This is a genomic window from Streptomyces sp. NBC_00045, from assembly GCF_045041095.1.
Classification (GTDB): domain Bacteria; phylum Actinomycetota; class Actinomycetes; order Streptomycetales; family Streptomycetaceae; genus Streptomyces.
In genome coordinates this window covers 381,826-396,139 of the sequence record NZ_CP108272.1, presented here as the reverse complement: position 1 = coordinate 396,139, position 14,314 = coordinate 381,826, and the positions used below count along the sequence as shown (strand labels likewise).

General features: G+C 70.0%; 1 protein-coding gene. It reads right to left on the bottom strand.

The features are described from left to right. Window positions 1-4: 4 nt before the first annotated feature. Entirely contained in the window at window positions 5-14,245 is a 14,241-nt protein-coding gene (locus OHA65_RS37675) for an amino acid adenylation domain-containing protein (RefSeq protein ID WP_405763577.1), read from the bottom strand. Window positions 14,246-14,314: the final 69 nt, after the last annotated feature.

Here is a 14,314-nt window from a genome sequence, read left to right as displayed (position 1 = left end):
CCGTTCAGTCTTCGATCTCGGCGAACTCGAACTCATCGATTTCGTCTTGGCTCAGCCCCAGGAGGGGCACGTCGGACGGGGTCAGTCCGCCGATGTCGGGGGAATCGACCAGTGCGGCCATGTCGGCCAGGGCCTGCGCGTACGCGTCGGCGAGTTCCTGCACCTCGCCGGCCGTCGACAGGCGGGCCGGCCAGGCCCAGGTGGTGAGCAGCTCGGGTCCAGAGGCTGCGTCGCGGGCCACGGCGTTGACCGTGAGGGTGTGGGTCATGGGCATGTTCGGGTCGGCGCCGCCGCCGGCTTCTCCGTCGTCGATGACCGACCAGGGCTGTGGCTCCGTGCCGTTGTGGCCGGTCGGCGCCGGGATGCGTCCCAGGTAGTTGAAGAGGACATGGGATGTGGGGAGGGCCGCGAGGCGGTCGGCGGCCGCCGGGTTGAGGTACCTGAGCAGGCCGTAGCCGAAGCCGTTGTCCGGGGCTGCCCGCAGCTGCTCCTTCACGTACTTGAGGCCGTCCTCCGGCCCACGACCGCCACCGACCTCCTGCACGTCGAGGCGGACGGGCGCGACGCTGGTGAACCAGCCGACCGTCCGCGAGACGTCGAGGTCGGGGCTGATCTCCTGCCGCCCGTGGCGCTCCACGTCCACGAGGAACGGCGGCGTGGTTCCGCCGAGCCGTGCCGTGCGACGGTCGACGGCCAGCATGAGGGCTGCGAGCAGGACACTGTCCGGTGCGCAGTTGAAGGCCTCGGGCAGGGTGGTCAGCAGCGGCCGCGCCAGTTCCGCCGGAAGTGTCACGCTGAGGTTCTCGGCGGTGCCCCAGGTGTCGCGTGCGGGTTCGAGGGCGGCGGGCACCTTACTGAAGGGCGGCTCGGTGTCCGCGGTGAGCCGCTCCCAGAAGGGCAGCTCACCGATGCGCCGTTCCGCCTCGGCGGTCGTGTGTTCGGCCCAGCGGCGGAAGGACGTGTAGACGGGCTGGAGGCTCGGCTGCCGACCTGCGGCGACGGCCTTCCAGGCAGAGACGAGGTCGGGCACGAGGATGCGCCAGGACACGGCATCGACGGCCAGGTGGTGGAGCGTGATGACCAGGCTGCCGTACGCGTGAGGTCCCGCGTCGAGCCAGACGACGTCCAGCATCCGGCCGTTCGCCGGGGCCAGGCGGCTGCCCGCCTCGGCCGCCTGCTCGACCGCCAGCTCCCGGAGCCGCGCATCCCCCAGCCCTGCGGCCTCGATGCGGGACAGGGACGATGCGGCGGAGACCGTGCCGGGCGGCAGCACCTCCAGCTGCCACGTTCCGTCGTGGGAGGCAGCGAGCCGGGCCCTGAGGAGGTCGTGGTGGTCGATGACCGCCTGCACCGCGGCCGTGAGGTCCTCGCGGACGAGGCCGCCCGGGGTCACGAGCGTGACCGACTGGCTGAACCGGTCGATGACGTCGCTGCGTTCGCAGAGCTGCCGCATGACCGGTGTCAGCGGCACCATGCCGGTGCCGGAGTCCGCTGCCGCGCCGGTGCGCTCGTCCACCTCGACCGCCACCGCCGCGAGCGCTTCGACGGTCTTCCGCTCGAACACCTGCCGCGGTGTGACGATCAGCCCCGCCGCGCGTGCCCTGGCGACGAGCTGGATGGAGACGATGCTGTCGCCGCCCATCGCGAAGAAACTGTCGTCCGCGGAGACCTCGTCGATTCCCAGTACGTCGGCGAAGACCGCGCAGAGCGTGCGCTCCTTGTCGGTGCGGGGAGCCCGACCGCCCCCGCCCGCATAGTCGGGTGCGGGCAGGGCCGTCCGGTCGAGCTTGCCCGTCGGCCCGAGGGGAAGGGCGTCGAGCTCCACCAGGGCAGCCGGGACCATGTAGTCGGGTACGGCACCGGCAAGGCGGACCCGCAGGTCTTCGGGCTCGACGCGTACGTCAGCGTCGGCGTCGGCAACCAGGTAGGCGACGAGCCGCTTGTCTCCCGGCCGGTCCTCGCGGACGACGACCACGGCCTGGGCCACGTCCGGGAACGACTCCAGCACCGCCTCGATCTCGCCCGGCTCGATGCGGAAGCCGCGCACTTTGACCTGGGTGTCGGTGCGGCCGGCGAATTCCAGGGTGCCCTCGGGCCTCCATTTCACCCGGTCGCCGGTCCGGTACATGCGCGTACCGGAAGGACCGAACGGGTCCGCCACGAACCGCTCCGCCGACAGGTCGGGGCGGTCGACGTAGCCGCGGGCCAGGCCCTCACCGGCGACGTACAGCTCACCGATCACTCCGCAGGGCACGGGCTGCAGCCCCTCGTCGAGCACGTACAGCCGCGTGTTGTCGAGCGGCCGGCCGATCGGAATGGGAGAGGTGTCCTCGCTCCCCGCGGGCAGCGCGTGGTGGGCGACGCACAGGGTCGCTTCGGTCGGCCCGTAGCTGTTGGTGAACCGCATGCCGCGGGCGTGGTCCCGCACCTTCCGCACCGCTGAGGGCGAGACCGTGTCACCGCCGACGTAGACGTCGCGGAGGGTGCCGAAGCTCTGGGGTGCGCTCTCGGCCACGGCCCGGAAGATGCCCTCGTTGAGCAGACCCACGGTGACCCGTTCCGCCGTCATGGTGCGGGCGAGCTCGGGGACGTCCGCGGCCACGGTGCCCGAGGCCACAAGAGTGGCACCGCTGAGGAGCCCGCCCCACACCTCGTAGGTGGAGGCGTCGAACGACGGCGACGAGTGGACGAGGACACGGTCCTCGCCCGTGTGCTGCCAGTACCGGTCGGAGACGAGCGCGACGACGTTGCGGTGGGTGACGGCCACGCCCTTGGGCCGCCCGGTGGAGCCGGAGGTGAACATGACGTACGCCAGGTCGAGCGGCCGCACCGGCGACGCCGGATCGGCCGCCGCCGGCACGCCTGCTGCCGGCACGCCCGATGCGGGCAGCTCCTCGACCTGCAACGCGTCCAGACCGTCGCCGAGGTGCTGGTCCGGGAGCAGGGCGCGGGTCGTGCGGTCCACCACCACGGCGGTGCTCCGGGAATCGCCGAGGATCAGCTCCAGGCGCGCGGCGGGGCTCCGTCGGTCCAGGGGTACGTACGCGGCTCCGACGTGCACGAGGGCGACGGTCAGGGCGATCTGGTCGAGCCAGCTGTCCAGCAGGAGTGCCACGCGGTCGCCCCGCCCGATGCCGCGTGCAGCCAGTCCGTGCACGAGCTGCCGTACGCGCAGGCCCAGCTCGGCGTAGGTGAGCTCGACGCCGCCGCCCACCAGCGCGAGGGCATCGGGCGTACGCGCGACCTGGGCCTGGAACAGCTCCGGCAGAGTCGCCCCGGGAAACGCGTGAGCCGTGTCGTTCCACTCGACGAGCATCCGCCGACGCTCGTCAGCGGCAAGGACGCTGACGTTACGGATCGGCTGGTCGGGGTCGCCCGTGACCGTTTCGAGGAGCCGGGACAGCCGCTCGGCGAGCTGCTCGACGGTGGTGCGCTCGAACAGATCGGTGCGGTAGTCCAACTCGCCCAGAAGGCCGGTCGGAACCCCGTCGAGCCCATGGGTCTCGGCGAGGTTGAGGGACAGGTCGAACCTGGCCGCCGGGATGTGCACCGGCTCGTCCTGCGTCTGGATGCCGGGCAGGTCGAGATCGGGTTGCGCGTTGTTGTGGAAGGCGAGCATGACCTGGAAGAGGGGGTGGCGGGCCATGGAACGCGTGGGGTTGAGGATCTCCACCAGTCGCTCGAACGGCACGTCCTGATGGGCGTACGCCGCCAGGTCGGCTTCCCGCACCCGTTCGAGGACCTCGCGGAACGTCGGATCGCCCGACAGGTCGGTCCGCAGGACCAGCGTGTTCACGAAGAACCCGACGAGATCGTCCAGGGCGTCGTCGGTACGGCCGGCGATCGGCGTCCCGATCGGAATGTCCTCCCCGGCGCCCATCTTCGACAGCAGGACCGCGAGCGCGGCCTGCACCGTCATGAAGACGCTGGCTCCGCTGGAGCGGGACAGCTCCAGCAGCCGCGCGTGCACCTCCGCCGGGACGCGGACGTCCACGGAGTCGCCTTCGTGGGAGGCGATCGGGGGGCGCGGGCGGTCGACCGGGAGCTCCAGCTCTTCCGGGAGGTCGGCCAGGGCCTGCTTCCAGTAGGCGACCTGGGCGGCGATCACGCTGTCCGGGTCGTCCTCGTCACCGAGGACCTCGCGCTGCCACAGCGTGTAATCCGCGTACTGCACCGCAAGGTCTTCCCACACCGGGGCGTGCCCTTGGCAGCGGGCCGCGTACGCCAGCGACAGGTCCTTCGCCAGCGGCGCCATCGACCAGCCATCCGCCGCGATGTGGTGGACCACCATGACCAGGACCCACTCACCAGGGGCGTCGGTGACCTCCAGCAGGCGCACCCGCCACGGCAGGTCCCGCTCCAGATCGAACCCGGCGGTGACTTCTGTTGAGATCGCGGCCGCCATCCCGACCTCGGAAACCTGCTCGACGGCGCATGCCGGAACCCCCGCGACGCCCCGCAGGATTTCCTGCCGCGGCTCGCCGTCCACCTGCGGGAACACCGTCCGCAGGCTCTCGTGCCGGCCCGCGACGTCCGCCAGCGAAACCCGCAGCGCCTCCACATCCAAGGCGCCGGTCAGACGCAGTGCGAGAGGGATGTTGTACGTCGCCGACGCACCTTCGAGTTGGCCCAGGAACCACAGACGGCGCTGGGCGGAGGACACCGGAAGGACCTCGGGCCGCACCCGCTGTTCCAGCGCGTGCCGGACCCGAGCACCGTCTTCGAGCCGGTCCACCAGGCCGGCGACGGTCGGGGCCTCGAACAGGGACCGGATGCTCACCTCCACCCCGAGGACGGACCGGATCCGGCTGACGAGGCGGGTCGCGAGCAGCGAGTGCCCCCCGAGGTCGAAGAAACCATCGTCGATCGACACCGACTCGACACCGAGGACCTCGGCGAAGAGACCGCACAGGATCTCCTCCCGCGGCGACCGCGGCGCCCGCCCCGACGCATCCGTGATGTATTCGGGAGCCGGCAGCGCCTTGCGGTCCAGCTTGCCGTTCGGCGTCAACGGCAGCGCGTCGAGCACGACGAACGCCGACGGCACCATGTAATCCGGCAGCCGCTCCGCCACGTGCCGACGCAGGACGGCAGCGTCGAAGCCCGCGGTCGTAGCCACCACGTAGGCGATGAGCCGCTTGTCCCCGGGCTGGTCCTCCCGCACGACCACGGCCACCTGGCCCACCGAGGCGTGATCCGCCAGGACCGCCTCGATCTCGCCCAGCTCGATGCGGAACCCCCGCACCTTCACCTGAGCATCGGCACGCCCGACGAACTCCAGAACCCCGTCCGCGGACCACCGCACCACATCACCGGTCCGATACATCCGCGAACCCGCAACCACCGCGAACGGATCCGCGACGAACCGCTCCGCCGTCAGACCCGCACGCCCCAAATAACCCCGCGCCAACTGCGCACCCGCGATATAAAGCTCTCCCGCGACACCCGCAGGAACCGGCGACAGGGCAGCATCCAGCACATACACCCGCGTATTCGCGAACGCATCACCAATCGCCGGCGGCAACAGACCACCAGAACCGCCACCCACCACACACGACGTCGCCCACACCGTCGCCTCCGTCGGCCCGTACAGGTTGACCACCTCACGGCCCAACCCACACATACCCTCCGCCAACACCGAAGGCAGCGCCTCACCACCCACCAACATCCGCAGACCCCCCACCGACCCGGGAACCTCCGCCACCAACGCCTGCCACAACGACGGAGTCGCCTGCATCACCGACACACCCGACCCGCGCACCAACCCACCCAGCACAAACGGATCCCGAACCTCCTCCCGACCCGCAACCACCACACACGCACCACTGACCAACGGCAGATACAACTCCAACGCCGCAATATCGAACGCAACCGTCGTCACCGCCAACAACCGGTCAGACGAATCCAACCCACACCGCAAACCCACCGCCGCCAGAAAACTCACCAACGCCGCATGCGAAACCACCACACCCTTCGGCCGACCCGTCGAACCCGACGTATAAATCACATACGCCGGATGAGCAGGCAACACCGGATACGAGCGATCGCTATCGGACAGATCTGCGCTGTCCCGGTCTGCTACGGCGTGCCGGACTCCGGGCTCGTCGAGCACCAGGCGCGGTGCGGCGGCGTCCTGGGGCAGCACAGCCGCCGTGTCCGTATCGGTGACCACCAGTACCGGTTCGGCGTCCGCGAGCATGTACGCGATCCGGTCCGCCGGATACTCCGGGTCCACCGGAACATAGCCCGAACCGCTCTTGACCACCGCGAGCAGCGCGACCAGCAGTTCGGCCGACCTGGGCAGCGCGACGGCAACGAGCTTCTCCGGACCCGCACCGCACGCCACCAGATGCCGGGCCAAACGATTCGCCCGAGCGTTCAACTCCGCATACGACAGCTCGACCCCACCGCAGACCACGGCAACGGCATCGGGAGTGCGCGCCACCTGCGCCTCGAACAGCTCCGGCAACGTGGCATCCGGAACCTCGGTCACATCCCCGTTCCACGTGGTCAGGATGTGCTCGCGTTCGTCGGGCCCCAGCAGTTCGATCTCACTGACGTGCAGGTCAGGATCGGTAACGACCGCTCGCAGTACGCGCGTCAGACGGTCCGCGAGGTGCTGGACAGTGCCCTCGGCGAACAGATCCGTCCGGTAGTCCAGCTGCCCCCGAAGGCCCGCGGGGTTCCCGTCGACGCCGTGGGTCTCCCCCAGGCTGAAGGACAGGTCGAACTTCGCCACTGCCCCCTGGACCTGTTCCGACCGCACGCTCAGGCCGGGCAGCGCGAGATCCGGGTCCGCGACGCTCTGGACCGTGAGCATGACTTGGAAGAGGGGGTGGTGGGCCATGGAACGCGTGGGGTTGAGGATCTCCACGAGCCGCTCGAACGGCACGTCCTGATGGGCGTATGCGCCCAAGTCGGCTTCCCGGACCCGTTCGAGGACCTCGCGGAACGTCGGGTCGCCCGAGACGTCGGTCCGCAGGACCAGCGTGTTCACGAAGAACCCGACGAGGTCGTCGAGCGCGTCGTCGGTACGGCCCGCGAGGGGGGTCCCCATCGGGATGTCCTCGCCGGCGCCCATCTTCGACAGCAGGACGGCGAGCGCGGCCTGAACCGTCATGAACACACTCGCCCCGCACGACCGGGACAGCTCCAGCAGCCGCGCATGCACTTCGGCCGACACTCTCACGTCCACCGAAGCACCCTCGTGCGACGCGATCGCGGGGCGCGGGTGGTCGACCGGGAGCTCCAGCTGCTGGGGAACCTCAGCCAGGGTCTTACGCCAGTAGGCGACCTGGGTGGCGATCACGCTGTCCGGGTCGTCCTCGTCGCCCAGGACCTCGCGCTGCCACAGCGTGTAGTCCGCGTACTGCACCGGAAGCGGCTGCCACTCCGGGGCGCGCCCCTGGCAGCGGGCCGCGTACGCCTGCGAAAGGTCCTTCGCGAGCGGCGCCATGGACGAGCCATCCGCTGCGATGTGGTGCACCACCATGACCAGGACCCACTCACCCGGAGCGTCGGCGACTTCCAGCAGCCGCACCCGCCACGGCAGGTCCCGCTCCAGGTCGAAGCCCGTGGCAACCCACCGGCCCACGATCGAGGCGACACCATCGGCAGTCACGCTCTCCACGCTGACCGCGGGAACCCCCGCGGCGCCCCGCCGGATCTCTTGCCGCGGCTCGCCGTCCACCTGCGGAAATACCGTCCGCAGGCTCTCGTGCCGGCCCGCGACGTCCGCGAGTGCCGCCTGCAGCGCCTCCACATCCAGGGCGCCGGTCAGACGCAGTACGAGAGGGATGTTGTACGTCGCGGAGACGCCTTCGAGCTGGCCCAGGAACCACAGACGGCGCTGGGCGAACGACACCGGGAGAACGTCCGGCCGCACACGCCGTTCCAGCGCATGCCGGACCCGAGCACCTTCATCGAGCCGCTCCACCAACCCCGCGACGGTCGGAGCCTCGAACAGGGACCGGATGCTGACCTCGACCCCGAGGACGGACCGGATCCGGCTGACGAGGCGGGTCGCGAGCAGCGAGTGCCCCCCGAGGTCGAAGAAACCATCGTCGATCGACACCGACTCGACACCGAGGACCTCGGCGAAGAGACCGCACAGGATCTCCTCCCGCGGCGACCGCGGACCGCGCCCCGACGCATCCGTGATGTATTCGGGAGCCGGCAGGGCCCGCCGGTCCAGCTTTCCGTTCGGCGTCAACGGCAGCGCGTCGAGCACGACGAACGCCGACGGCACCATGTAATCCGGCAGCCGGTCCGCCACGTGCCGACGCAGGACGGCAGCGTCGAAGCCCGCGGTCGTAGCCACGACGTAGGCGATGAGCCGCTTGTCCCCGGGCTGGTCCTCCCGCACGACCACAGCCACCTGGCCCACCGAGGCGTGATCCGCCAGGACGGCTTCGATCTCGCCCGGCTCGATGCGGAAGCCCCGCACCTTCACCTGAGCATCCGCACGCCCGACGAACTCCAGGACCCCGTCCGCGGACCACCGCACCACGTCACCCGTCCGGTACATCCGCGAACCCGCAACCACCGCGAACGGGTCCGCGACGAACCGCTCCGCCGTCAGATCAGAACGGCCCACATAACCCCGAGCCAGACCAGCACCCGCAACGTACAACTCACCCGCCACACCCACCGGCACCGGCGACAGCGCCGCGTCCAACACATACACCCGCGTGTTCCACACCGGACGCCCGATCGGCACCGTGCCATCGCCCGCCCGACACTCCCACAACGTCACGTCCACCGTGGTCTCCGTCGGACCGAACGAGTTGAACACCCGACGCCCCGAAGCCCACCGCCCAACCAACCCCGCCGACGACGCCTCACCCGCCAACACCAACGTCAAACCCGCAGGAAGAGCATCCTCCCCCAACACCTCCAACACCGCCGGCGGCAACGTCGCATGCGTCACCCCATGCCGCACCACGAACCGCGACAACGCCTCACCCGCGACCCGCTCCTCCAACAACGGCACCACCAACACCGCACCCGACAACAACGCCATCCAGATCTCCCAGACCGACGTGTCAAAGCTCACCGAAGCAAACTGAAGAACCCGGGCACCCAACCCCACACCCAGACCCTCAACCTGCGTCCCCGACAAACTCGCCACACCCGCATGCGACACCACCACACCCTTCGGCCGACCCGTCGAACCCGACGTATAAACCACATACGCGGGGTGAGCAGGCACCACCGAAGCCAGACGGTCCACATCCACGAGGTCCACCGCGCCCAGCTCCGCAACGGCTTCCTGCACCGAAGGGTCGTCGAGCAGCAGGCACCGTGCGGCGCTGTCATGGGGCAGCAGGCCCACGGTCGCCGTATCCGTCAGGACCAGCACGGGTTCTGCGTCCGCGAGCATGTACGCGATCCGGTCCGCCGGATACTCCGGGTCCACCGGCACATAACCCGCACCGCACTTCAACACCGCGAGCAACGCCACGAACAGATCCACCGACCGCGGCAAAGCCACCGCCACCAGACGCTCCGGACCCGCACCACACGCCACCAGATGCCGGGCCAAACGATTCGCCCGAGCGTTCAACTCCCCATACGACAGCTCAACCCCACCGCAGACCACGGCAACGGCATCGCGAGTACGCGCCACCTGCGCCTCGAACAGCTCCGGCAACGTCGCATCCGGAACCTCACGAACCGTGTCGTTCCACTCCACCAACACCCGCCGACGCTCATCGACACCGAGGACATCGATCTCCCGAACCGACCGACCCGGCTCGGCAACGACGGCGTTCAGCACGTGCAGCAGGCGGTCGGCAAGACCCTGAACGGTGGCCTCGGCGAACAGGTCCGTCCGGTAGTCCAGCTGTCCCTCAAGACCTGCGGGCTTCCCGTCGGTGCCGTGGGTCTCCCCCAGGCTGAACGACAGGTCGAACTTGGCCACCGCACCCTGGAGGGGTTCCGCGTCAGCCCGTACGCCCGGGAGGTCGAGCTCGGGTCGGACGTTGTTCTGGAAGGCGAGCATGACTTGGAAGAGGGGGTGGCGGGCCATGGAGCGTGCCGGGTTGAGGATCTCCACCAGTCGCTCGAACGGGACGTCCTCATGCGTGAACGCAGCCAGGTCGGCTTCCCGGACCCGTTCGACGACGTCCAGGAACGTCGGGTCGCCCGACAGGTCGGTCCGCAGGACCAACGTGTTGACGAAGAACCCGATCATGTCGTCGAGCGCGTCGTCGGTGCGGCCGGCGATCGGCGTTCCGATCGGGATGTCCTCGCCGGCGCCCATCTTCGACAGCAGCACCGCCAGCGCGGCCTGCACCGTCATGAAGACACTCGCCCCGCAGGAGCGGGACAGCTCGACCAGACCCGCATGCACCTCTGCCGGAACACGGACGTCCACCGCAGCACCCTCGTGCGATGCGACGGCGGGACGCGGGTGGTCGACCGGCAGCTCCAGCTGCTCCGGGAGGTCGGCCAGGGCCTGCTTCCAGTAGGCGACCTGGGCCGCGATCACGCTCTCCGGGTCCTCCTCGTCACCCAGGACCTCGCGCTGCCACAACGTGTAATCCGCGTACTGCACCGGAAGCGGCTGCCACGCCGGGGCGTGCCCTTGGCAGCGGGCCGCGTACGCCTGCGAAAGGTCCTTCGCCAGCGGCGCCATCGACCAGCCGTCCGCTGCGATGTGGTGGACCACCGTGACCAGGACCCACTCGCCAGGGGCGTCGGTGACCTCCAGCAGGCGCACCCGCCACGGCAGGTCCCGCTCCAGATCGAACCCGGCCGAAGCCGCCTCGATCGCTGCGGCAGCGACGCGATCGGTGGTCACCGGCTCCACACGGAACTCGGGGCTGCCCGCGTCCGCGTCCAGGACGAGCTGGCTCGGCCGGCCGTCAGCGTCCTGTGGGAACAGGGTGCGCAGGCTTTCGTGCCGGCCCGCGACGTCCGCCAGCGCGGCCCGCAGCGCCTCCACGTCCAGCGCACCCGTCAGACGCAGCACGAGCGGAATGTTGTACGTCGCCGACACGCCTTCGAGCTGACCCAGGAACCACAGACGGCGCTGCGCGAACGACACCGGAAGAACCTCCGGCCGCACCCGCCGCCCCAACGGCTCACGAACCCGACCACCCTCATCGAGCCGCTCCACCAGGCCCGCGACGCTCGGAGCCTCGAACAACGACCGGATACTCACCTCCACCCCGAGCGCGGACCGGATCCGGCTCACCAGCCGGGTCGCCAGCAGCGAATGCCCACCCAACTCGAAGAAGCCGTCATCGATCGACACGACGTCCACGCCGAGGACCTCGGCGAACAGCCCGCACAGGATGGTTTCCTGCGGTGTCCGCGGTCCTCGGCCCGCGCCCACCGCCTCGTACTCCGGGGCCGGCAGGGCCCGCCGGTCCAGCTTTCCGTTCAGGGTCAGGGGGAGGGCGTCCAGTGCCACGAGCGCCGACGGCACCATGTAGTCCGGGAGCCGCTCCGCGACGTACGCACGCAGTGCGGCCGTGTTCACGCCGGTGGGGTCGATGCCTGCGGGCGGCACCACGTAGGCCGTGAGCCGCTTGTCGCCGGGGGTGTCCTCCCGGAGGATCACCGAGGCCTGGCCGACCTGGGCGTGCCCGGCCAGGACCGCTTCGATCTCGCCGGGCTCGATGCGGAAGCCGCGTACCTTCACCTGGTCGTCGACGCGGCCTATGAAGTCCATGGTGCCGTCGGCGAGCCAGCGCACCACGTCCCCGGTGCGGTACATCCTGCCGCCCGGTGTGCCGAAGGGGTTGGCGACGAAGCGGCCGGCGGTCAGTTCGGCGCGGTTGAGGTAGCCGCGGGCCAGGCCGTCGCCGGCGATGTAGAGCTCGCCGCTGACTCCCGGGGCGACGGGGCGCAGCGCCTCGTCCAGGACGTACAGCTGGGTGTTCCAGAGGGGCCGGCCGATGGGGACGGAACCGTCCGGTACCCGGCCGACTTCGCGCAGCGGGTTGACCGCGGAGAAGACGGTGGTTTCGGTGGGGCCGTACTCGTTGGCGACGACCGTGCCGGGGCAGGCTTCGAGGACGCGGCGGACGGCGGTGGGCGAGACGACGTCGCCGCCCGCCCAGATCTCGCGGACGCCCTTGAAGCAGGCGGGGTGCTCTTCCGCGAGGACGCGGAAGAGGCCGGCGCTGACGAACAGGCCGGTCACGTTCTGCTCGGTGATCACCTTGGCGAGGTCGGCGGCGTCCATCAGGCCTGCCGGGGCGACGACGACGGTGCCGCCGGTCAGGAGCGGTGTCCAGATTTCGAAGGTGGACGCGTCGAAGGCGTACGGGGAGTGCATGAGCACGCGTTCGTGCCGGCCGGAGGTCCAGTAGGAGTCGGCCGCCAGGTGGACGACGTTGCGGTGCGTGTTGGCCACGCCCTTGGGCTTGCCGGTGGAGCCGGAGGTGTACATGACGTACACCAGCTGCTCGGAGTGGAACGTGACCTGTGGTGCGAGCGGGGGCGCCGTCCCCCACGTCGTATCCGTGTCGTCCTCACCCGAGGACGTGACGCGGATGACGGGGACGTCCGCGGTGAAACCGATGTCGTGCTGGTCCCGATCGGTCAGTAGGGCCATGGCGGCGGTGTCCTGGAGGATGAACTCGGACCGGCCGGCCGGTTGGTTCGGGTCGATGGGTACGTACGCGCCGCCGGCCTTGAGGACGGCGAGGGACGAGACGACGACGCCGATGGAGCGTTCCTGGAGGACGGCGACCCGGGACTCGGCGGTGACGCCGGCGCGCCGGAGCCGGCGGGCCAGGCGGTTGGCGGCGGCGTCCAGTTCCGCGTAGGTCAAGACGGTGGCGCCGTCGGTGACGGCGTGGGCGTCGGGGGTGCGTGCCGCCTGGGTTTCGAAGAGTTCGTGGACGCAGATGTCGTGCGGGTAGTCGACGTCCGTGTCGTTCCAGGTGTGCACGATCCGCTCGCGCTCGTCCGGTGCGACCATGTCGGCCTGGCGCAGGGGGGCGCCGGGATCCGCGACGAGCTGCTCCAGCAGGCTCAGGTACCTGGTCTGGTGGGAGGAGACTTCCTGCCGGTCGTAGAGGGCGGAGTTGCCGTCGAAGTCGATGGTGGGGCCCCGGCCGTCGTCGGGGTCGCGGACGACGATGGAGAGGTCGGGTACGGGTCCGCTCGACAGGTTGTGGGGGGCGCCGTGGAGGTCGCCCAGGGATATGCCGTCGTTGAACGAGATGATGTTGGCGACGACGTTCCAGATGCGCTGGGTCCGGTTCCCTCCGCGGATCTCCCGGATCAGGTCCTCCGAGCGGAAGCGCTGGTGGCGCAGCGCCTGGTTCACCTCGGTGGTGGCCCGGCCGAGGAGGTCGCTGAAGGATTCCTCGCCGGAGACCGTCAGGCGCAGCGGGAGGACGTCGGAGAGGGTGGTGACGGTGTTCCTGGCGTGCACCGACTTGCGGCCCGTGACGGGAAGGCCGACCAGGACGTCCTGTTCGCCGGTCATGCGGCTGAGGTAGACGAATACGGCCGCGATGAAGACGACCGCGCGTGTCGTCCTGTGCTCGTGGGCGAGGTCTCCGAGCGTGTCGCTGGCGGTCGCGTCCAGCTCCGTGGTCACCCGGGTGACGCGTCCGTTGACGCCGGGCTCGCGTGACGCGAGGGTCGTCGGGTGCGGGCGGTCGGCGAACTTGTCCAGCCAGTAGGCGCGGTCGGCGGTGAACTTCGGCGAAGCGAGGTACTTGCGGTCCTCCTCGCGGAGCGGTTCGAGCCCCCGCGGGACGACTGCTTCGAGCGCGTTGCTGCCCGGCGACCGGAGCGACATGTAGATGTCCCCCAGGCGCTGCTGGAACAGCATGCCGCCGTAGCCGTCCATGAGGAGGTGGTGGAACCTCGCGTACCAGAAGTAGCGCCGGTCGGAGATCCGGAAGAGGGCGAACGACCAGAGCCGGTCGGTGAGGACGTCCACGCGCCGGCGGAGGTCGGCGTGCATCCATTCGCGCGCCGCCGCCTCCGGGTCGGGCCGGCCGGAGACGTCGATGTACCCGACGTCGGGGACGAGGGAGGGGTCGAGCGTCTGCCGTACGCCTTCGGGTCCTTCGCTGAACCGCTGGTGCAGCGCTTCGGACTCGCGGAACGCCTGCCGGCAGGCCTCCTGGAACAGGGCGACCTCGATGTCACCACGGAAGTCGACGTACTCGGCGATGTTGTAGGCGTGGCCCGAGGGGTCCAGCTGGTGGCCGAACCAGATTCCCGTCTGAGCAGTGGACAGTTCCGTGTGCTCGCGCTGCTCCTCGGACACCCTAATCACCTCACGCTTGAAGCCAACAACTGGAACGGGCAGCACGACGGCGCACCGGTGCTCGGTGTG